Annotated in this window: 19 protein-coding genes and 1 tRNA gene; 14 read left to right on the plus strand and 6 right to left on the minus strand. The window is 53.0% G+C overall.

The window, feature by feature from the left end; genetic code table 11:
• Positions 1–3 precede the first annotated feature (3 nt).
• The 8 genes from ACIKP9_RS11865 to ACIKP9_RS11900 all read left to right on the plus strand — a co-directional run bounded on the left by ACIKP9_RS11865 (position 4) and on the right by ACIKP9_RS11900 (position 5,537).
• Complete coding sequence (locus tag ACIKP9_RS11865) at positions 4–918, plus strand: restriction endonuclease (protein ID WP_400883116.1); 915 nt, start codon at positions 4–6, stop codon at positions 916–918.
• The gene (locus ACIKP9_RS11870) at positions 919–1,446 is read left to right on the plus strand and encodes an adenine phosphoribosyltransferase (RefSeq protein ID WP_400883119.1); all 528 of its coding nucleotides are present in this window, start codon (positions 919–921) and stop codon (positions 1,444–1,446) included. It abuts the gene before it with no gap.
• Entirely contained in the window at positions 1,446–1,925 is a 480-nt protein-coding gene (gene nudB / locus ACIKP9_RS11875; protein ID WP_400883122.1) for a dihydroneopterin triphosphate diphosphatase, read from the plus strand. The genes ACIKP9_RS11870 and nudB overlap by 1 nt, the downstream gene beginning before the upstream one ends.
• A 10-nt stretch (positions 1,926–1,935) precedes the next feature.
• Positions 1,936–3,066 (plus strand): quinolinate synthase NadA, encoded by a 1,131-nt coding sequence (gene nadA / locus ACIKP9_RS11880; RefSeq protein WP_400883125.1) that lies wholly within the window; start codon positions 1,936–1,938, stop codon positions 3,064–3,066.
• A gap of 13 nt (positions 3,067–3,079) precedes the next feature.
• Entirely contained in the window at positions 3,080–3,832 is a 753-nt protein-coding gene (locus ACIKP9_RS11885) for an endonuclease/exonuclease/phosphatase family protein (protein ID WP_400883127.1), read from the plus strand.
• Positions 3,832–4,983, plus strand: coding sequence for a cardiolipin synthase ClsB (gene clsB, locus ACIKP9_RS11890; protein ID WP_400883130.1), 1,152 nt, complete (start codon positions 3,832–3,834; stop codon positions 4,981–4,983). Before ACIKP9_RS11885 ends, clsB begins: the two co-directional genes overlap by 1 nt.
• Positions 4,983–5,420, plus strand: coding sequence for a DUF2721 domain-containing protein (locus tag ACIKP9_RS11895; protein WP_230348714.1), 438 nt, complete (start codon positions 4,983–4,985; stop codon positions 5,418–5,420). Before clsB ends, ACIKP9_RS11895 begins: the two co-directional genes overlap by 1 nt.
• Positions 5,421–5,461: 41 nt before the next feature.
• Positions 5,462–5,537: transfer RNA gene (locus tag ACIKP9_RS11900), tRNA-Thr, on the plus strand.
• Positions 5,538–5,621: 84 nt separating this feature from the next.
• Here the strand turns inward: ACIKP9_RS11900 and ACIKP9_RS11905 are convergent.
• Complete coding sequence (locus tag ACIKP9_RS11905) at positions 5,622–7,589, minus strand: diguanylate cyclase domain-containing protein (protein ID WP_400883134.1); 1,968 nt, start codon at positions 7,587–7,589, stop codon at positions 5,622–5,624.
• A 153-nt stretch (positions 7,590–7,742) separates the two neighbouring features.
• Here ACIKP9_RS11905 and ACIKP9_RS11910 point away from each other — a divergent pair, with 153 nt between their 5' ends.
• The 6 genes from ACIKP9_RS11910 (at position 7,743) to ACIKP9_RS11935 (ending at position 17,175) form a co-directional block, all read left to right on the plus strand.
• Positions 7,743–8,510 carry an alpha/beta hydrolase gene (locus ACIKP9_RS11910; RefSeq protein WP_400883137.1) on the plus strand — a complete coding sequence of 256 codons (768 nt, stop codon included), beginning with the start codon at positions 7,743–7,745 and terminating at the stop codon, positions 8,508–8,510.
• A gap of 158 nt (positions 8,511–8,668) precedes the next feature.
• Entirely contained in the window at positions 8,669–10,756 is a 2,088-nt protein-coding gene (locus ACIKP9_RS11915) for a putative bifunctional diguanylate cyclase/phosphodiesterase (RefSeq protein ID WP_400883140.1), read from the plus strand.
• Positions 10,757–10,829: 73 nt separating this feature from the next.
• Positions 10,830–11,195, plus strand: coding sequence for a hypothetical protein (locus tag ACIKP9_RS11920; RefSeq protein WP_400883142.1), 366 nt, complete (start codon positions 10,830–10,832; stop codon positions 11,193–11,195).
• 205 nt (positions 11,196–11,400) lie between these two features.
• Entirely contained in the window at positions 11,401–14,607 is a 3,207-nt protein-coding gene (locus ACIKP9_RS11925; protein WP_400883145.1) for an efflux RND transporter permease subunit, read from the plus strand.
• On the plus strand, positions 14,597–15,775 hold the full coding sequence (locus ACIKP9_RS11930) for an efflux RND transporter periplasmic adaptor subunit (protein WP_400883148.1): 1,179 nt from the start codon (positions 14,597–14,599) through the stop codon (positions 15,773–15,775). The genes ACIKP9_RS11925 and ACIKP9_RS11930 overlap by 11 nt, the downstream gene beginning before the upstream one ends.
• Positions 15,772–17,175 carry an efflux transporter outer membrane subunit gene (locus ACIKP9_RS11935; RefSeq protein ID WP_400883149.1) on the plus strand — a complete coding sequence of 468 codons (1,404 nt, stop codon included), beginning with the start codon at positions 15,772–15,774 and terminating at the stop codon, positions 17,173–17,175. The genes ACIKP9_RS11930 and ACIKP9_RS11935 overlap by 4 nt, the downstream gene beginning before the upstream one ends.
• A gap of 45 nt (positions 17,176–17,220) precedes the next feature.
• On the opposite strand, the gene ACIKP9_RS11940 is transcribed toward ACIKP9_RS11935, so the two are convergent.
• From ACIKP9_RS11940 to ACIKP9_RS11960, 5 genes are read right to left on the minus strand one after another with little or no spacing between them, the layout of a single operon-like run.
• Entirely contained in the window at positions 17,221–18,048 is an 828-nt protein-coding gene (locus tag ACIKP9_RS11940; RefSeq protein WP_400883151.1) for an AraC family transcriptional regulator, read from the minus strand.
• Between the two features lie 24 nt (positions 18,049–18,072).
• Positions 18,073–18,672 (minus strand): ABC-type transport auxiliary lipoprotein family protein, encoded by a 600-nt coding sequence (locus ACIKP9_RS11945; protein WP_400883153.1) that lies wholly within the window; start codon positions 18,670–18,672, stop codon positions 18,073–18,075.
• An 8-nt stretch (positions 18,673–18,680) separates the two neighbouring features.
• On the minus strand, positions 18,681–19,631 hold the full coding sequence (locus ACIKP9_RS11950) for an MlaD family protein (protein ID WP_400883155.1): 951 nt from the start codon (positions 19,629–19,631) through the stop codon (positions 18,681–18,683).
• A gap of 3 nt (positions 19,632–19,634) precedes the next feature.
• Complete coding sequence (locus ACIKP9_RS11955) at positions 19,635–20,408, minus strand: ABC transporter ATP-binding protein (protein WP_400883157.1); 774 nt, start codon at positions 20,406–20,408, stop codon at positions 19,635–19,637.
• An 18-nt stretch (positions 20,409–20,426) separates the two neighbouring features.
• Positions 20,427–21,545 carry an ABC transporter permease gene (locus ACIKP9_RS11960; RefSeq protein WP_400883159.1) on the minus strand — a complete coding sequence of 373 codons (1,119 nt, stop codon included), beginning with the start codon at positions 21,543–21,545 and terminating at the stop codon, positions 20,427–20,429.
• Positions 21,546–21,652: the final 107 nt, after the last annotated feature.

A 21,652-nucleotide genomic window follows, 5' to 3' on the forward strand; every position in this document is an offset into this window, starting at 1 on the left:
TAGATGGCTATTCCAGACTTTCAAACATTGATGCTGCCAGTGCTTAAAACTGCATCTGATCAAGAGCAGCATGCGATGAAGGATATAGTTGAGCACTTGGCTATTGAATTTGCCCTTACTGAAGATGAAAAGTCTGAGTTATTACCCAGTGGTAGTGCATTTACATTCAATAATCGAGTAGCGTGGGCCGCCTCCTATCTAAAGAAAGCACTTTTAATTAGTCGACCGCGCCGCGGATATATTGAAATTACAGGTAGAGGTCTAGATGTATTGAGGTCTAAGCCCCTATGTATCAGCATGAAATTTCTTGAGCAGTTCCCTGAGTATCTAGCGTTTAGGAGTTCGGGTTCGGAAAATGGGAGTGAGGTCGGTTCGATCTCTACTGGGATTTCGCAGACAAGTACACCAGAAGAGTTACTAGCAAATACTGTAAAAGATTTGGATGCTGCTCTTGCATATGATCTTATTGAAGTCATTAAGTCCAGTTCACCTAATTTTTTTGAGCGATTAGTTGTGAAGTTGTTACTTGCCATAGGTTATGGCGGCAGCCGAGTTGAGGCGGGTCGTGCAATTGGGCAAAGCGGGGACGGTGGAATAGATGGCATCATTGATGAAGATAAACTAGGTCTAGATTCTATCTATATTCAAGCAAAGCGTTGGGAAAGCTCCGTCGGACGGCCAGAAATACAAAAGTTTGTTGGTGCTTTACAAGGGCACCGAGCACATAAAGGTGTGTTTATTACGACTTCTGACTTTACTAAAGATGCTCAAGAGTATGTAAGGAATATCAATAATAAAGTGGTATTGATCAATGGATTTACTTTGGCGAGGTTGATGATTGAAAACAATGTAGGGGTTTCAACTGTATCAACTTATGAGGTAAAAAAGATTGATACTGATTATTTTATTGATGAATAAATGCCGATAAAGTCACTCATCCGTACTATCCCCGACTACCCCAAGCCCGGTGTCCAGTTTCGCGACATTACTACTTTGCTTAAGGATGCCACTGGCTTGCGGCATGTGGTGGATGCGCTAGTTGCCCGTTATTCGGATGCCGCGGTTGATAAGGTGGTGGGTATCGAGTCGCGCGGGTTCATTGTGGGTGCTGCGGTAGCTTATGAGCTTGGTGTGGGGTTTGTGCCTGTGCGTAAAAAGGGCAAGCTGCCAGGTGAAGTGCTGGGGCATGATTATGCCTTGGAATATGGCACGGACCGCGTGGAAATCCATAGCGATGCCATCAGCCCGAATGAAAACATATTGTTGCTGGATGACTTGATTGCCACGGGTGGCACGGCGGAAGCAGCTGCCGTGTTGATTGAGAAGCTGGGTGGCAATTTGATTGAATGTGCCTTTATTATCGGCCTGCCTGATCTGGGCGGTGAGCAAAAGCTGCGTACACTGGGCTACAAGACATTTAGCTTGTGCGAGTTCGAGGGCGATTAGTGGAAAGTCATCAGCCGGTTTATAAAATCCCGGTGTCGGCGCTGGTATTGATTCATACCACTGATTTGCAGGTGCTCATCATGGAGCGTGCCGATAAGCCCGGTCTCTGGCAATCGGTGACAGGTAGCCTGGAGCAATTGCCCAATGGTGAGCTGGAGCAGCCCATGGCGGCTGCCATCCGCGAGGTGCGTGAAGAAACCGGCCTGGATGCAACCGAGTACAAGTTGATGGATTGGCAACTATCGCATGTATACGAAATTTACCCGCACTGGCGCTTTCGCTATGCCCCTGGCGTGACGGAAAATACCGAACATGTTTTTGGATTGGAATTACCTGCGCCTGTTGCTGTCCAACTCGCTCCGCGCGAACATGTGGCTTACGAGTGGGTGGATTGGCGTGAAGCGGCGAAGCGCGTGTTTTCATGGACGAATGTCGAGGCCCTGCGCAAACTGGGCGAGCGTCATCATTTAATATTGTGAAATATCAGCTATGCAAGCAACTCTAGAGACAACAGAAAAAAACGTCGTCGCTGAGCCGATCAGGTTTGAGCGTTTCCAGGCAACCCAGGAGGCTGAGTTGCAGGCACGTATTATTGCGGCCAAGCAAAAGCTTGGGAAGAAGCTGGTGATCCTCGGCCACCACTATCAGCAGGAAAGCGTCTATCGCCATGCTGATTACACTGGCGACTCACTCAAATTGTCCCGTTTTGCCGCCGAGACCGACGCGCAATATATTGTGTTCCTTGGTGTGCACTTTATGGCGGAGGTTGCGGATATCCTTTCCCGGCCTGAGCAGATTTCTATCCTGCCGGATTTATCTGCAGGTTGTTCCATGGCCGATATGGCGAATCTGGCCAAGGTGGAGCGCTCCCGCCGCGAGTTATCCAAAGTGCTGGATTTCGACGCGACCATTACACCGATTACCTACATCAACTCTGCTGCCGACCTCAAGGCGTTTTGTGGCGAGCATGGTGGTATCGTTTGCACATCTACCAATGCGACCAAGATTATTGAGTGGGGCTTCAAGCAACGTGAAAAGGTGTTGTTCTTCCCTGATCAGAACCTGGGCCGCTGGTCTGGTTACAAGATGGGTATCCCACTAGAGCAAATGCCAGTGTGGGACCCTGATCTTCCCATGGGTGGTTTGACGGAAGAGCAGATCAAGAACGCCAAGATATTACTGTGGAAGGGCCATTGCGCCGTGCACCAGATGTTCCGTGAGCAGAACATCACACGTTTCCGTGCCGAGCATCCCGATGGTATCGTGATTTCACACCCCGAATCGCCATTCGAAGTTTGCCTCAATTCTGATTACGTTGGTTCCACTGAGTACATCCTCAAAACAGTCAGTGACGCGCCTGCAGGTACGCGCTGGTTGGTGGGCACCGAGTTGAATCTGGTGAATCGCCTGGCTGAGCAGATGAAGCCAGAGGGCAAGGTTGTACAGTTTATGTCGCACGTGATCTGCGAATGCTCCACCATGGCGCGTATTGATCCCCAGCATTTGGCCTGGACACTGGAGAATCTGGTCGAAGGCAATGTGGTCAATCAGATCAAGGTACCTGAGCACGAGGCCGAGTTGGCGCGCCTGACCTTGCAACGCATGCTGGACGCATCTTGATGAAGGGTTAGGCTTGCAGAACGTCCTGCGTATTGCCACCTTTAATATCCATAAAGGTGTGACAAGTTTCAATGCACGCTTTGCCCTGCATGAGCAGCGTGAGCTGATCCGCAAGCTGCAGGCAGACATCGTTTTTCTGCAGGAAGTGCGTGATCAGCATATCAAGCACAGCCGTCGGTTCAGCGCCTGGCCGCTGGATGGGCAGGTAGAGTTTCTTGCTGACGCGGTTTGGAGCGATTACGCCTACGGCAAGAATTCCGTCTATCCTGCCGGGCATCATGGCAATGCCTTGCTGTCCAAGTTTCCTATCACCAAATACGAAAATACTGATATTTCCGCGCACCATAGCGAGCAGCGCGGCCTGCTGCATTGTGAAATTGCCGTGCCTGGTTGGCAGCAGCCACTGCACTGTATTTGCGTGCATTTGGGCTTGTTTGCACGCTGGCGTCGGCAACAGATCGGCCTGTTGCGGGAGCGCATCGAGGAAATGGTACCTGCCGATGCGCCGTTGGTAATCGCCGGTGATTTCAATGACTGGAGCATGACGGCGGGTCGTGAGCTGGTACATGGCCTGCATTTGCATGAAGTCTTTGAGCACCACGGTGGCAAACCTGCGCGCAGTTTCCCGTCCTTCCTGCCGGTATTCAGGCTGGATCGCATTTATGTGCGTGGCTTTAATGTGCGGCATGTCGAAGTGCATTCCGGCCCGCAATTCGTCAAGGTATCTGACCATGCAGCACTCACTGCGGTGCTATCGAGGGTGTGATGCGCTGGGAAGCCGGTAATCACATTACCCTGCTCAGGAACGGTGCCGAGTTTTTCCCGGCACTGGCAGCTTCCATTGAGGCTGCCCAACGTGAAATTCACATCCAGACATATATTTATGAGCTGGACGATACAGGCCTCATGATCGGGGAGAAGCTTAAGGCCGCCGCTGCACGCGGTGTGGCAGTACACCTGCTCCTGGATGGTTTTGGTAGCCGCAAGCTAGCCCCGACATTTGTGCTGGAACTTGAAGCTTTTGGCGTCAAGGTCATGTTCTACCGCCCCAAGATTTCTGCGTGGTCGTTCAAGCGTAGCCGCTTGCGGCGCTTGCACCGCAAGGTCTCGGTGTTTGATGGGCAGCATGCTTACGTTGGCGGCATTAATATCATCGACGACATGAATGTACCCAGCAATCTTGATGCACCCCGTGTGGATTACGCGGTTCGCGTGGATGGGCCATTGGTGTTCAGCATTCATGCGAGCGTGCGCAACCTGTGGCGGCGATTGGCCTGGATGCATCTGCGAGAAGTGGCAGCCTATCCTAATTTGCCAGCACCTGCTTTTATCAGTAATGGTATGCGGGCTGCGTTTGTTGTACGCGACAATGTGTTGCATCGTCGTGATATTGAGCGTGCTTATCTCAAGGCGATTGGCAAGGCGCGTACTGACATCATCATTGCCAGTGCTTATTTCGTACCAGGAAAGAAATTTCGCCAGGCCTTGATCGAGGCCGCCCGGCGCGGCGTTCGTGTACGGCTACTGTTGCAGGGGCGCATGGAGTATTGGCTCATGTTTGCCACGCATGAAGTCTATGGCGTGCTGTTGCGGCATGGAATTGAGATTTACGAATATCGTGCGAGCTTCATGCATAGCAAAGTAGCTGTGGCAGATAATCGCTGGGCGACAGTGGGCTCTTCCAATATCGACCCTTTTAGCTTGTTGCTGGCGCGCGAGGCCAATATCCTGGTTCAGGATAAAGTGTTCAATGCCGAACTCAAGGCCGACCTGGAAAAAGCGATTGCAGAAAAATCCATCAAGGTACGGCCGGAGGACTGGTCGCGTCGACATGTGTTCAAGCGCATGTTTTCATGGGTGGTGTATATGGTTGTGCGGCTGATGATAGGCCTGGTTGGCTCCAAGGAGAAACATTGATGTTGCCTGTGCCTGATGTACTGAATGTGGCGAGTGTTGCCAATGTCATCCAGTTGGCGGTAGCGCCTGCTTTCTTGCTCACCGGCGCGGGTGCCATGCTGGGCGTGATGGCAAGCCGATTGGCGCGGGTGGTGGATCGGTTTCGCGAATTACATGAATCTGGTGGCTGGAGCCATGAGCAAAAGTCACTGGAAATGCATACCCTGCTCAAGCGTTCGCGCTGGATTCATCTAGCCATTAGCTTATCTACATTGGCAGCGCTGCTGGTCTGCGTGGTGATTGCTACTTTGTTTGCTGCCACAGAGGTGGGCTGGAACCCGTCGCGGCTGGTTTCCCTGTTGTTCATTTGTGCGATGGGTTCATTGGTCGCAGGCTTGCTGTGTTTTCTGCGTGAAATATCCATTTCAACTGACATCATCGAGGGATTCCCCAAGTAGTGAATTCTGTCAGTGGTTTGTAATAAAATGCAATCCATGATGCCGGTGTAGCTCAGTTGGTAGAGCAGCGCATTCGTAATGCGAAGGTCGTAGGTTCGACTCCTATCTCCGGCACCATTTTTCTATCGTGACTGACCGCAATACCCGGATGGCATGATGTTCGAGTCGGCACTTAGGTGTCGTTAGTAGGTAAGCTGCGGTTTAGTCGGTGTTGATCTCATGGTGAAAAACATAACAGTTTTTGCCATTTTCCTTGGCTTTGTATAGGGCAATATCTGCTTGTTTGAGGTGTTCGTTGGCACTCATGGCGTTTGATAGCAGGGTGATCCCGATGCTCACGCCGATGTGTATGGTGAGGCCTTGCAGGTTGAATGGTTGGCTGAGTGCCTGGATGATGCGTTTTGCAATGAGGGCTAATTCTTCCTGAGAGGATAGCTGGCTACAGACCACGACAAACTCATCACCGCCGAGGCGAGCGATAAAGTCATTGTCGCGTGCAAGTGCCGATAATCTTGCGCTGACTGCGGTCAGCAGCGCATCCCCGGTTTCATGACCATGGGTATCGTTGACCTCTTTGAAGTAATCCAAGTCCAAAAACAAGATGCCTGATTGATGGCCATGTGTGGTGCGTGACAGCATCTGCTGCAGGTGCTGGTTTAATGCTGTGCGATTAGGTAGCTTGGTCAGATCGTCATGCAATGCCAAGTGGGCCACATGTTCCTGCATTTTCCTGCGCTCATGGATGTCTTCCAATGTGCCTATCCATCCTTGTGAGGTGTTCTTCGAGGGGATGGCTGAACCCTTGGCGCGCACCCAATGCCATGTCTGGTCAGCGGTCAGGATGCGGAATTCACAATCCATGTCGTTGGTATCGGATGCAAGGCATTGGCGCACAATATTGACATCTTCCGGATGAACACGTTTGATCCAGTTCCATCGCAGGGCATGCTCATTCGGTGCTCCCGTCAACTCCTGCCAGCCTGTAATGGAAGTGATGCCTTGCTTTGCATTGGCTTCCCATAGTGTCAAAGCCCCAGTGTGAGCAAGTGTGCGGTATTTTAGCTCGCTGTTTTCTGCTTGTTGGGTACTGAGCTTGAGGGCGGTTTGGGCGGCGATAATGCTTTCATGCAGGGAGTCGAATTCCAGGATTCTAGATGAGCTGTATTCGACCGTGTTGTAAAGCTCTTGGTATTTGTTATCAATAATGCCGCGAGCTTCTTTTGCTAAGGAGCGCATAGGCCGCAGGATATAGCCGGAGAGTTTGCTGGTTAGCCATAGTGCAAGTAGCAACATGATGCCGCCGCCAATACCAAGCTGCATCAGGGGTTTCTTCCATCGCGCATCAAAAGCTTGCAAAGGCTCTCCTACCACCAAAACCCAGCCTGGAGTGCCTGCAAGGAATTCATAGGAAAAGATCACATGTGAGCCTTCCTTGGTTTTGGCTTCAAAGAACTTCTCCGTTCTTGGCAAGGACATGAGCTTTTCCCAGTCTGGCACAGGTTGACCGACATAGCGGTCATTGTCACGTGAGCGAGCGATGATTTTGCCATTGCCATCGACGATAGCAATCAGCAAGCTGGTCTCTGATGAACCAAGTTGCGGTGCCAATTGCAGCAGCCGTCGAGGGGATAGCACGAAATACAGGACTTGTTGGATGGATTGGTGCTGCCAGGCAATCCCCAATGCAATTTTTGGATCATGCAAAGGGGAGGTGAAGTACAGGTTGGAAATCACTGGCCGGTTGCGATCCGTGAAATCAAGTGCAGATTGCAAAAACTCTGCCGGAGGTAGCTTATCATGCTCGGATGTTGGTGTCTGCCTTTCATGGGGAGATACGACATATAAGCGTCCTAATCCGGGCTGGGCATGATCCAGCCAGCTTTGTAGTTGCTCAATACTGGTCTGGTGGGTGTAGCTTGCCGTAGCGAGTGACTTCAGCAAGGTCGTGTTGATGATGATGTCATTTTCGACGGATCTTGCCAGTGCGCGTGCGCTATCCAGTAATCGGGTTTTACTGGCATTCTTGTCTTGCACGGTGACTTGCCAGACGGCCAGGATGGCCAAGCCCAGAATGGGCAGCAAGGCGATGATCACGAGTAGTCCCAGCCACGTGCGTAAACGATAACGTCGAATGCTGTCTTTGGCTTGTGGATTCAAGCGGCTACCCAATCAAATTCTCCTAGCTCAAGCTGATCATGATAGGGACACTATCACCGCGATCTATTTTAAAGCAATGGATTTATGGCTATTTACCTCGAATAACAGTGCTAGTATGCAGCCACCTGATTGTATAAGGCAGCATGTGACCGTATGGCAAGACTGATGGAATCACAACATATCATTATTCATAACCCGAATGGGTTGGGTTTGGCAGCGAGATTAGAGCTGCCGGAGACAGCGTTACGTGGAATGGTGATGATTGCGCCCGCGTTTGGCTGTGCGAAAGATATCTTGATCGCCTCCAGAACCGCGCGCCGATTACTCGAATATGGCATAGGGTCTTTACGTATCGACTTTACCGGTGTTGGTCAGAGCGAAGGCGATTTTTCTTTTACCAATCTGGATACGCAAACTCAGGATTTTGTCAGTGCAGCTGACTGGTTGCGACTGCATGTCCGGGCGCCAGATTTATTGATAGGCCATAGCTTTGGTGGCTTGGTTGCTATCAACGCTAGTCGTCTCATCAATGAGGTCAAGGCTTGCGTCACGATTGCTACGCCTAGTACTCCTGCCCATGTGCTGGCGATTATTGGATCGGAAAAAACCGGGGAAATTGAGCAATACGGAGCCACCGAGATAGAGGTGAATCGGCAGCGCTACACCTTGCGTCAGCAGTTCGTGGACAATGCACGCCAATTTGATATGGCGAGTCTGATAGCTGGCATCGGCGTCCCCTTGCTGATGATGCACTCTCCTAGAGATGACATGGTACCGATGCAGCATGCTCACGCATTATTCGAGGCGGCTAGCCATCCCAAGAGCCTGATCGCTATCGAGGATGCAGATCATATGGTCTATGAACGTCCTGCATCTGAGTTTGTGGCAGATAGCATTGGTTTGTGGAGCAGTCGCTATTTGCCTTCAATATAGCTTGGGCGGGAGCAGTAACACTTGCGGAATGGCTTCAAAAAAGAGATTTCGTTTTGTCATTTTCCGCTATAGTGCCAGCAACGGCTTCAATACTTGAGTTTGAGCAAACGTAATCTTGGGAGGGATGCGTTGAAGGCAATCTTGAGAGGTTTCGTATCATGCTGAGCGAAGGCTATCACCAGTCTCTCGTGTTGGTTTCGCTCATCGTGGCCATGTTTGCTTCGTATGCGGCGTTAGCCATGTCAGAGCGCGTTAATCCCGCCAAAGGGGAGAGGCTTTCCCGATGGTGGCTATGGGGGAGTGCTGCGACTCTGGGGGCTGGCATATGGTCCATGCACTTTATTGGCATGCTGGCCTTCCATCTCGATATTCCACTTGGTTATGATCCCGCCATTACTCTGCTCTCTTTGCTGGTAGCAATTCTTGCATCAGGGGTTGCCCTGTTCCAGGCCGTTCGGCCAACCTTACCTTTGACGCGTTTAGCTGGTAGTGCGGTACTGATGGGATTGGGTGTTGCCAGCATGCATTATCTTGGCATGTGGTCCATGTTCATGGATCCAACCCCTGTCTATGATCCCTGGCTGGTCAGTTTGTCTATCTTGATTGCTATTGCTGCCTCGGGGGCGGCGATGTGGATCACTTTCAAGTTGCGTCATAAACTTCACCGTGGATGGCTTGCTAGGTTGGGCGCTGCCTTGGTGATGGGCGCTGCGATTGGTGGTATGCATTACACCGCCATGGCGGCAGCCAGCTTCCCTTTGGGTAGTGTTTGTGGTGCTGCCAACGGGACTAACTTGGATGACCTGAGCATCATGGTGATCGCTGGGGTAGGGAGCATTCTGTTTGTGGCTTTTATCGTGACATTGCTGGATGCCAAGCTGGAGGTCAGGATCAGTCGGTTTATCCACTTGGCGAGATCATTGGAACAAGCCAATAAGGAGCTACTGCATCGCTCCCTGCATGACAACCTGACGAATCTGCCCAATCGGATGATGTTGGAGAGCAAGGTGTCAGAGGCCTTGAGCCGAGCAAAACGCGATCAGGAGCAGTTTGCCTTACTGTTTGTTGATATTGATGGTTTCAAGACCATCAATGACTCCTTGGGGCATCACGTCGGGGACAGTTTGCTGGTGGAGGTGGCAACCAGGCTACATGGCATTCTCCGCGGGCATGACACCGTGGCACGCATGGGGGGTGATGAGTTCGTGGTTTTGCTTGAAAGGGTCACTGTCGAAGAGGCATGTATTGTTGCCAACAAGATTGTCTCGGTGATCAGGCAACCCTTTCACACTGAAGAGCGTGCATTGCATGTTTCCACCAGTATTGGCATCGCTATGTATCCAAACCATGGGGCAAATTATCGCGAGCTTGCCATCAATGCGGATGCGGCCATGTATTACACCAAGCGTGCTGGCCGTAATGGCTATCATGTTTTTGAGATGTCCATGCACCTGGATACGCGGGAACGCTTAGACATGATGTTGGATTTGGGGGCTGCCCTTGAAAGGCAGCAGTTTGTGTTGATGTACCAGCCCAAGTTTGACTTGCATAACAATGTGGTGGGTTTTGAGGCGCTATTACGCTGGCAGCATCCGACATTGGGTTTGGTGCTTCCTGATCATTTTGTCTCCCTGGCTGAAAAGTCCGGCTTGATCATCCCGATTGGCGAATGGGTGCTCAATGCAGCTTGTCGACAAATGAAGGAGTGGTACAGCTCGGGCTGCGAGAAATGGCATGTCGCGATTAATCTATCGGCCTTGCAGTTTTCGCATGAGCGGCTACTGGATGTGGTTAGGCAGGTACTGGCTCGATGGGAGTTGCCGCCTCATTGTCTGACGCTAGAAATTACCGAAACTGTTGCAATGCACAACGCCAAGAAAACACTGGAGATATTGAATCAATTATCCCAGCTTGGTGTAAATATCTCGATTGATGATTTCGGTACAGGATATTCCAGCCTGCTATATCTCAAGCGCTTGCCAGCCAATGAGCTCAAGATAGACAAAGCATTCATCAGCAACCTGGGTACCGGTACCTTGATGAATGACCAGGCCATTGTCTCGGCGATCATCAACCTCGGTCATACGCTTAATTTCAAGGTGATCGCAGAAGGGGTCGAGAACGATGAGCAAAAGTCCTTTTTGCAGGAGCTTGGTTGTGATGGCTTGCAAGGGTTTGGCCTTGCAGAGCCGATGTGGGTAGACGAGGTCAAGGACTATTATTCTACAGAGTGCAAAGCTGGCTAGGCTAACTAAAGCCGCATTGTTTATACTGTACGTTTTGCGTAGTCACGCAGTACGAACATGAGGTGCTTTGGAAATGTGGGTTAATGTTGCTAAGTCGGTGTTGGTCATTGGGTTGCTGGCTACTTTGTCTGCGTGTGGTGGTTTCAGCCTCTGGCCATTCGGTGGGAGTGAGGGGGATGTGCGTCACAGTGGGCCTGCTGGTTCCACGCCATATCTATGCGACAAAGGGCGCAAGTTCTATGTGAAGCAGGTGGATGCTGGCAAAGCTGCCTGGTTGATCCTGCCTGATCGGGAAATCCTGCTGAACAAGACCGACTCTGGTGCATACAGCAACAGCATTACGACACTGCTGTTGGAGGGAGAGGGGGCGAAGCTGGATGACGGCTATAAGCATGACTACAATGATTGCAAGATCAATCTCCCGGTCAATAAGTCATAAAGTGACAGAATAGAAAGTAAAAAGCCGCTTTCAACAGCGGCTTTTTACTTTAGGCTTGGGCTTCAATCCCCTTACTTCTAGTCAGGTCATAATGGCATGATCAAGCAAGAAAGTGGCAGTTTCCATTAAGCACGAGGCTGATAATCTCTGAAATAATTGTTGACTAAATCAGTCTGTCAAAAGAATCCAGTGTGGTAAATCCTGTATGTTAGGCATAGTGAAAATCGCGCTCAGGCGCCCGTATACCTTTGTGGTCATGGCGATCCTCATTCTGATCGCGGGTGTGTTGTCGGCATTGCGCATGCCTACCGATATTTTCCCGGAAATTCGTATCCCCGTGATTGCGGTCGCTTGGCAATATGCCGGGATGTCCCCGGACCAGATGACCGGGCGCATCATGACGCCTTTCCAGCGCTCATTGACGACAACGGTAAACGATATTGAGCATATCGAGGCTAATTCTTATGCTGGGTTCGGTATCGTCAAGATTTTCTTCCAGCCAGGCGTTGATGTGGCAACGGCGAATGCTCAGGTGACGGCGATCTCGCAAACCATGTTGCGCTTATTGCCGCCAGGAACACAGCCTCCGCTGATCCTCAATTACAACGCCTCCACTGTGCCTATCCTGCAGCTTGCTCTCGCAGGCAAAGGGCTGACCGAACAAAACCTTGCAGACTTGGGTATGAATGCGGTGCGTGTGCGGCTGGTATCCGTGCCGGGAGCAGCGATTCCCTGGCCATTTGGTGGCAAGTCACGCCAAGTGCAGATCGACTTGGACCCCGATGCCATGCAGGCACGGGGGCTGTCTGGCCAGGATGTGGCGAATGCGCTTGCCGCACAGAACCTGATCTTGCCGGCCGGTACCCAGAAAATCGGCAATTTTGAATATACGATACAGCTCAATAATGCCCCATCGGCGCTAGAAGAGCTGGGCAATCTGCCGGTCAAGGTGGTCAATGGTGCCACGGTGTATATCCGCGATGTGGCGCAGGTGCGTGACGGTAATCCACCACAGACCAATCTGGTGCATGTGGATGGTGCGCGTTCGGTATTGATGTCGGTACTCAAGAACGGTGCGACATCTACGCTGGCGATTGTGGATGGGATTAAGGCCAAACTGGACGAAATCAGGCCAACCTTACCTGATGAGCTGGAAGTTCGCCCCATCAACGATCAATCGATTTTTGTCAGTGCCGCGATCAAGGGTGTAGTGCTGGAGGGCTGTATTGCGGCTGCGCTGACCAGCATCATGATCCTGCTGTTCCTGGGTAGCTGGCGTTCTACGGTGATTATCGCAATCTCCATCCCATTATCGATTCTGGGTGCAATTGCCAGCCTGGCACTGGTGGGGGAAACGCTCAATATCATGACGCTGGGTGGGCTTGCGCTCGCCGTGGGTATCCTGGTGGATGATGCCACTGTGACGATAGAAAACATCAATTGGCACCTGGAGCAGGGGAAACCAGTGGAGCCAGCGATTCTTGATGGTGCGCGCCAGATCGTGACACCTGCGTTTGTCTCGCTCTTGTGTATTTGTATTGTGTTCGTGCCGATGTTTTTCCTTGAGGGGGTATCGCGCTTCCTGTTCGTGCCGATGGCAGAAGCGGTGATGTTTGCGATGGTGAGCTCCTTCATCCTGTCGCGCACCCTGGTGCCGACCATGGCCAAATACCTGCTTAAGCCGCATGCGCCGCATACCGACCTGCATGGTAATAATCTGGTGTTGGCGCCGTCACGCAATCCTCTGGTGAGGTTCCAGCGTGGTTTTGAGGCGCGTTTTGAGCATTTCCGTGAAGGCTATCGTGGTGTCTTGCTATTGATGCTGGCCAATCGCCGCAAATTTATTGCGGGCTTCATGGCGTTTATCTTGCTGAGTTTTGCGCTGGTACCATTCCTAGGCAGGAACTTCTTCCCCGAGGTGGATGGCGGGCAGATTCTCATGCATGTACGCGTGCCTGTTGGTACCCGACTGGAGGAAACAGCCGCCAAGTTTGCCAATATACAAACCGAGATTCGCAAGATCATCCCGGCTCATGAGATCGAAACTATCGTCGACAACATTGGCTTGCCGATCAGCTCAATCAACCTTGCCTACAATAACACTGGCATCATGGGGGTGCAGGATGGTGATATCCAGATCGCCTTGAGTCGCGAGCACCAGCCAACCGCTGCTTACGTCAAGCGCTTGCGCGAGGAGTTACCTCGCCTGTTCCCGGATGCAACCTTTACCTTCCCGCCAGCGGATATTGTCAGCCAGATCCTGAATTTTGGCTCTCCAGCTCCGATTGACCTGCAAATCCGTGGCAATAACCTGCAGGCTAATTTTGATTATGCCAACATGCTGGTGGCGGAAATCCGCAAGGTGCCCGGCATCGCTGACGTGCGTATACAGCAGTCGCGTCGTAATCCGGTCTTGAATGTCGATATTGACCGGGTGCGGGCGCAGGAGCTTGGCCTGACGACACGTGACGTGACCAATAACATGGTGGTCAACCTGGCCGGTAGTAGCCAGGTAGCCCCTACTTTCTGGCTGAATCCGGCGAATGGGGTTTCTTATCCTATCGTCATGCAAACGCCTCAATACAAAATGGATAGCCTGTCTGCGCTGGAAAACTTGCCGATTAACGGCAGCGTGCCGGGCACAAGCTCACAAATCCTGGGCGGCTTGGCGACTTTCTCGCGTAGCAATGCCAACGCCTTGGTTAGCCAATATGATATTCAGCCTATGGTGCAGATCAATGCGACCACCCAGGGACGTGATCTTGGTGCGGTGGCGAAGGAGATACGCCAGATCATGGATGCCCATGCTGATACGGTACCCAAGGGTTCTAGCGTTGCCTTGTTGGGTCAGGTCGAAACCATGGAGCACGCATTTTCTGGCCTGCTGTTTGGGTTGGTGGGGGCGATTGCGCTGATCTATCTGTTGATCGTGGTGAACTTCCAATCATGGAGTGACTCCTTCGTGATCGTCAGTGCCTTGCCTGCCGCGATTGCTGGCATTGTCTGGATGCTGTTTGCAAGCTTTACCCCCTTGTCCGTACCGGCATTGACCGGGGCGATCATGTGTATGGGGGTGGCGACCGCCAATAGCGTCTTGGTGATCAGCTTTGCACGCGAGCGCTTGGCAGAGCTGGGGAATGCGACCCAGGCTGCGATAGAAGCTGGTTTTGTACGCTTCCGCCCGGTATTGATGACTGCCCTGGCCATGATGATAGGGATGGCGCCAATGGCATTGGGCCTGGGCGAGGGTGGTGAACAGAATGCGCCGCTAGGGCGCGCAGTCATCGGCGGCCTGTTGTTTGCCACCATTACCACCCTGATTTTTGTGCCTGTGGTATTTAGCGTTGTGCACCGTAATTACCGCAAGCCCGTTGTCGAGAATTCGAGTTATGGAGAAGTAAATGTCATCTGATTTTAGCTCTACTGATCTTGGTGCCCCGCGCCGTACTGTGCGTCGAGGCGGCTTGATCATTGCCCTAGTGGCGATTGGAGTGGTGGCGTATGGTTTGACGATACGGGCCAAGGAAAGCGATGCCCTCAAGCAATGGACGGATGAGCAGTCCATCCCATCTGTCACCCTGGTAGAGCCTGTGGCTGGCAGTAAGATGAGCACGCTGGAATTACCTGCCCGTCTTGAGGCATTTGCGCGTGCACCTATCTATGCGCGTGTGAGTGGCTACTTGAAGCAATGGCATGTGGATATTGGTAGCCCGGTCAAGGCTGGCCAATTGCTCGGTGAGATTGAAACTCCAGACTTGGACCAGCAGTTGCTGCAGGCCAAGGCTGATGTGGCGGCTGCCAAGGTGAATGCCGAATTGGCGGGCACCACTGCCAAGCGCTGGCAATCCATGTTGAACACCGATTCTGTCTCCAAGCAGGAAGTCGATGAGCGCCTGGGTGATTACGCAGCCAAGCAGGCACTCTTGCAAGCTGCCCAGGCAAACCTGGACCGCGTGCAAGCCAATAAGGGTTTCACTAGGCTGGTGGCACCCTTTGATGGCATCGTGACCGCACGTCATACGGATATTGGCGCCCTCATCAATGCGGGTGAGGCGGCGCAACCACTATTCGTGGTGTCTGATATGCGCAAGCTGCGTCTTTATGTGAATGTGCCGCAAAGCTATGCGCCAGCATTGGGGCAGGGTACCTTGGCCAAGGTGACGATTCCAGGCCGTCCAGGTGTAGAGTATTCTGCCAGCTTGGTGGCTTCGTCACGTGCCGTGGATGCGGCTTCTGGCACCACCCTGTTCCAGTTTGTGGTACCGAATAAAGAGGGCGAGCTGTTACCTGGCGGGTTTGCGCGTGCTGGCATCGAGCTGCCAGCCAGCCAAGCTACGTTGAGCATCCCGGCAAGTGCCATCATCTTCCGCCAGGATGGCTTGCGTGTCGCCACGCTGGGCGAGCATGACAAGGTTGTGCTGAAGACAGTTACCGTGGCGCGTGATTTGGGTAAAACCCTGGAAATCAGCGCTGGCTTGGACGCTGGCGATAAGCTGATAGACAGCCCGCCCGATGATATTGCCGATGGCATGCAAGTGCGCGCAAATACGAAAGCCAATCCAGGGGCAGGCCAGTCATGAGCGTCAGGCAATATGCTTTGCTCGGCCTGGCGGCATTGCTTGGAGGCTGTTCGTTTGCGCCCGAGTTGAAATTGCCGGAGGTGCCAGTGGCTAGCGCCTACAAAGAGGTCCAACCATGGGTGCCGGCTCAGTCGGCTGATCAGTTGCCTCGTGGGGACTGGTGGAAACTGTATGGCGATGCAGAGCTGGATGCATTGCAAGAGAAGCTGCTGGCACACAGTCCAGACCTTGCAGCGGCACTGGCACGTTATCAGCAGGCGCTGGCTTACAGCGAGCAAGCCCGGGCCGGGTTGTTTCCTACATTGTTTGCAAATGGGCAAGCCGGGCGTAACCGAGTTTCTGAGCACCGCCCGCTGGTGCCCCCCAATGCGGTGATCCCGCCTACTTACTCCAACTACAGCATAGGCTTGCAGGCCAATTATGAGCTGGATTTATGGGGGCGTGTACGCAACACGGTCAAGGCCGGGGTGGCCGAGGCTGGCGCGCGCGAGGCTGATCTTGAATCGGTGCGCTTGAGTTTGCAAGCCCAGCTGGCCGAAAATTTCATCGTGTTGCGTGGCCTGGATCAACAGCTACATATTTTGGCCGAGACCGTACAAGCCAACGACAAGGCATTGGTGATTACCAAAACGCGCCACGATGCGGGCATTGTGCCCGGCCTGGATGTGAGCCGTGCCCAAACGCAGCTTGAAACCACACGTTCGCAGCTGGAGCAGGTCAAGGCGCAGCGTGCGGTGGTCGAGCATGCGATTGCCGCCCTGGTTGGCGAATCTCCCTCCAGCTTTGCTATCACCAGTCGGCAGGATGTGATTGCCCTGCCGCAGATCCCGCTGGGTGTGCCTTCCACTTTGTTGCAGCGCCGGCCTGATATTGCCGCAGCACAGCGGCGTGTTGCGGCTGCCAATGCCAATATTGGCGTGGCAAAAACGGCTTATTTTCCGGCGTTGAGCTTGAGCGCGGCTTTTGGTTACCAGAGTGTTTCTACCGGGAACTGGTTGAGTGCGCCTAGTAATTTCTGGTCGATTGGCCCCGGTATGCTATTCCAGCTCTTTGACGGTGGGCGGCGCAAAGCCCAGGTTGCCCAGGCTGAAGCGATGCTGGACGAAACGGGTGCGCGCTATCGCGGTGTAGTGCTGGAAGCTTTTCAGCAGGTGGAAGACAACCTGGCGCGGCTCAATCATTACCAATCTGCTACGGATGCCGAGCGAGCAGCGGCAGAAGCTGCGCAGAAATCAATGGATTTTGCGATGAACCGTTATCGTGAAGGGGCAGCCAACTACCTTGAGGTTACCTCGGCACAAACGCAGGCCTTGGATACCCAGCGTGCACTGTTGACGCTTAATGTCAGCCAGTTACGTGCCAGCGTGGATTTGATCCGCGCCTTGGGTGGTGGTTGGTAGCAGCAAGAAGCGTCGGCTACTGCTGCTGCTAGTCTGCAGTGAGGGTTATTGCGACGCTGGTTTGTCTTGTGACCAACGTGTCAGGTAATTACTGGGCGACTCTCCCATTGAGCGCGAAAACATGCTGGTGAAACCCGCGGTGCTCTCATAACCCAGCGCCAGTGCAATATTGGTGACGCTGGCGCCTTCAATCAACATCTCGACGGCTCTGATCAGGCATAGCTGTTGGCGCCAGGCGGAGAAGGTCATGCCGGTTTCCTTCTGGAACAAGCGTGCGAGCGTCCGTGTGCTGGCTCCGGCAAGCTGTGACCATTCTTCAATATTGCGATTATCACCGGGGTTCTGATGCAGGCGTTCTGTCACGCGGCGTAAACGTTGATCGCGGCCTTCCGGTAGGAAAAGCGGCGCTTGCTGGGCAATGCTGATCTGGTCGACCAATACGCGCATTAATCTGTGCTCAGGCCCATCAAGCGGATATTGGTTATTGATCGCAACAGCTTGCGAGACCAGTTCGCGAAGCAACGGTGTCAGCTTGATGACGCAACAGCGTGTAGGCAAGGTGTCCAGCCACGTCGGAGAGATCAATACAGTCTGCATTTCTGACATTTGGGTATAGGTGACGCTATGCATCGCAGCGCTGGGTATCCAGCAGGCACGGCCTGGTGGGGTAATCCAGGAGCCGTCGCGTGTTTGTACGCGCATGCTGCCCGAAGTCACGAACATCAATTGTCCGCGCTGGTGCGCGTGTGTTTCAACCTGCCAGTGCTTGGAGTAGCGGCCCACCCGGGCGACAACCGGCAATGGAGAAAGGTCCGGATCTGGGCCTGTGCCGTTGAGGTCAGTGAAGACTGGGTAAACTGTGATCTCTGTCATGTTGCAGGTGGCTGCTTAAGAGGCTCATGGCAGCGTGCTGGTTTGGCATTCACTGAAGGACTGACTGGTTTGCTTCGCCCAATCAGCGGCCTGCTGCAATGCTTGCGTACTGGCGGCATTCAATGCTGCAACACCCCCGCGGGCATCGGCACTTTGTGCAGTGCTCTGCGCGGAGAGTAAGGTGGAAGCGAGTTGTTTACGCGATCGCCTGTCAATCAGGCCTGCTTGTAGCTGCACTACGCCATGGCTGCTGCTGGCGCTATCAAATACTTGGTCAAATGCCGCAATCTGCAGTTTTACGTTACAACTTGTATTGTTAGAGGGCGCATTGACAATCTTTTGACGCAATAACTCCGCAGGCAGGGTAGACCAGCGGCTTTCTGTATAGCCGAATACCTGGGCTGGATTCTTGTCGTTGAGGCGGTAGCGGATATTGCTATGTTGGATGGCATCCGTGGCACTCAGCTGCTCGATAGGCAGGTCGAAACTCACGCGATTTTCATTGGATTGCAAGCCGAAATCATAAAAGTCCAATTGCTTGGTTTCAGGCTTGATTGAGCTAACGCAGGCATTGAGGCCGAGTGTTGCCAGCAACAGGAATGCAATAGGTGGGGTGATGTGCATGGGATACCTCATTGAGCGGGTTTGAAGCCAGATTCACCTGGGCCAGGGCGTAGCGTCGGTTTACCAAAAATCAGGCTTTGCGGGTTTTCTTCCAGCATATCCAACAGTCGTCTGATACGGCGTGCATCGTCATTGGCAGTGACTGTCAGTTCATTAATACTAGGCAGGGTTTCGTTATTGAGCGTGTCGCCTATCAGGCTAACACTTTGGCGGAAGTCACCAGACATGCCGCGTATGTCCTGCACCGTGGCGGTGAGCTCATTGAGCAAGGGCGTGGCGGCCTGCGTGGCTTGTTGCAGGTTATCCAATGTTTGCGTCAGGTGCTGCTGATTTTGTGCAGACATAAATTTGCTGGCCTTACCGAAGGCATCATTGGCAGATACCAGCGTTTCGCCTAGCTTGGATGAGGCATGCTCAAGATTGGCAAGGGTCTGGTTCAGGCTTTGTACGTCAATACTTTGCATCACAGTGTTGGCTTGCTCGATGGTGGAGACACCGTGGTTGACGAATGCTTCTACCTTGTCCACCAACTGCGGCACGCGTTCGGAAATGCGGTCTATGAGCGATGGGCGCATAGTAATGAGCGAGCCAGGGGCCAGCTGCTCGCCCGTGTCATTCAGGTCGTTGAGGTCAATATAGGCAAGCCCTGTTACGCCTTGCGCGCGCAGTTCTGCATAGGCATCCTTGGTCAGGTGCAGTTTCTCATCGACGCGAATGGTGATCTCGATAGAGGATTGCGAGTTTGGGTCAAGCGATATATCCGAGACCTTGCCGACATTGACGCCACGGAATTTCACTGAGGCTTCCTGGCTAAGGCCGGTCACTGGTTGTTTCGAGATGATCTTGTATTCCGTGAATGCCTGGCGCGTGCCACTCATCCACCAGAATGCAAAGGCGAGAATGCCGATCAGGATGAGGGTAACAATGCCAACGGCAAGGGCGTGAGCGCGATTTTCCATAAATTATCCAGTTCTCTCCAGGCGAATGCGTACACCTTGGAAAAAGTGTTGCACAAAGGGATGGTCAATATTACCCAGCTCGCGTAGGCCGCAATTGGCGACGATGCGTTTGTCGGCGAGCACGGCAACCTTGTCGGTGAGTGATACCAAGGTGTCCAGGTCGTGCGTGACGAAGATCACCGTCAAGCCCAGGGCATGTTTGATGCTCTTGATCAATTCGACGAATTTTTCGCTGCGGTCCGGGTCCAGCCCCGCGGTTGGCTCATCCAGCAGCAATAGCTCGGGTTCTAGCGCTAATGCACGAGCCAGGGCGACACGCTTGATCATGCCGCCGGATAGCTGCGAAGGCAACCTTGAGCCAGTATCCAGCTCCAGTTCTACCAATGATAGTTTGTGCAGTACCAATTGATGAATGGTGGCTTCGTCGAATTGCCTGAGCTCCCGCAGCGGAAAAGCAATGTTGTCATATACGCTCAAGGCAGAAAACAGTGCGCCTTGTTGAAACAGCATGCCGAGTCGGTTCATCAGGCGTTGTTGCGGGACGCGATCCATCGCATGCAGGTTTTTGCCAAAAAGCAGCACCTCACCTTTGGTCGGGCGTGTCAGGCCGACGATGTGTCTGAGCAGCGTGGTCTTGCCGCTGCCTGAGCCGCCTACTAGCGAGACGATTTCGCCTGCGTTGATGGTCAAGTCTAGATCCTGGTGCACTACATTACTGCCAAATACGGTCCAGACCTTCTTGATTTCACAGATTGGATGCGCCTGTTTTTCTGTCATATGCTCTGCCATGGGTGCTTATACCCCGATGCCGCTGGTGAGAATGGCAAAAGCGGCGTCGATCAGGATGACGCAGGTGATCGCAGTGACGACTGAACTGGTGGTGCTTCGGCTCAAGCTTTCGGTATTGGGCTTGATGCGCAGGCCGAAGTGGCAGGCCATGACGGCCACGATAAAGCCGAACATGAAGCCCTTGATGATACTGAGCGTGATGTTGACCGGTTGCACTACCGCTGCCAGATAGTCGAAGAAAAAGCGGAATCCAAGGCCTAGCTCAAGGTTGGCAGAGAGAGCACCGCCAAATAAGGCCCAGCACGAAGTCCATATTACCAGGAATGGCGCGATGAAAGTGAGCCCTAGCACTTTGGGCAGCACCACGCGCAGAATGCGGGAAATGCCCATGGTGGCCAGTGCATCAATCTCCTCGGTAACGCGCATGACGCCGATTTGCGCCGCCATGGCAGAGCCAGAGCGCCCTGCGATCAATACCGCCATAAGGATAGGCCCTAATTCGCGAATGACGGCTAGCCCGAGAATATTGACGATGAAGATGTCTGCGCCAAAGGTGCGTAGCTGGGTTGCCATCAGGTAACTCATGGCAATCCCGATCATGAACCCAAGCAGCGCGGTGACGGGTAAAGCGGTCACACCGCTTTTGTAAATATTGGCGCTGAACTCGCGCCAAGGGAAATCCTGCGGACGGCGAAAGAGGTAGCCTAACTCCAATATCAACAGCCCGACTAACTTGACGAAATCGACGATATGGCTGGAGAGGAACATCGTCAGTTTGCCGGCTCCGGCAATCAGTCTAAGCCAGTCAAAGCGTGGTGGCTTGTGATCATCCTTGGCCTCAATGCTGGCCAAAGTATCAAATAAGGTAGCTTGTTCTTCAGTTAGCGTAACGCGGTTTTCCAGTTGGCCCTGCCAACCATTCCATAAGACTGCTGCACCAGCGGTATCCAGCTGTTCGACCTGGGTCAGGTCCCACTGCATCTTGGCATCGGCAAAGTATGGTTTGAGCGCCCGACGCAACTGGGCGAAGTCATTATCCAGGTCGCGCAAGGACCATTGACCATGCAGGGCAATGCGTTTTGCGCCCTGGGGAGTTTGCTCTACCTGAAAACTTGCTGCAGCCATAGCATCCTTTGGTGATTGTGGAGCCAGTCATGTCATGAGGTTCCAGCCAGAAGGCTGGTATCGCATCGGCAGATGGATGCCGCCGATGCGCTCTTTATAACATGGGT

The sequence above is a fragment of the Methylobacillus methanolivorans genome (assembly GCF_044751345.1).
Lineage (GTDB): Bacteria > Pseudomonadota > Gammaproteobacteria > Burkholderiales > Methylophilaceae > Methylobacillus > Methylobacillus methanolivorans.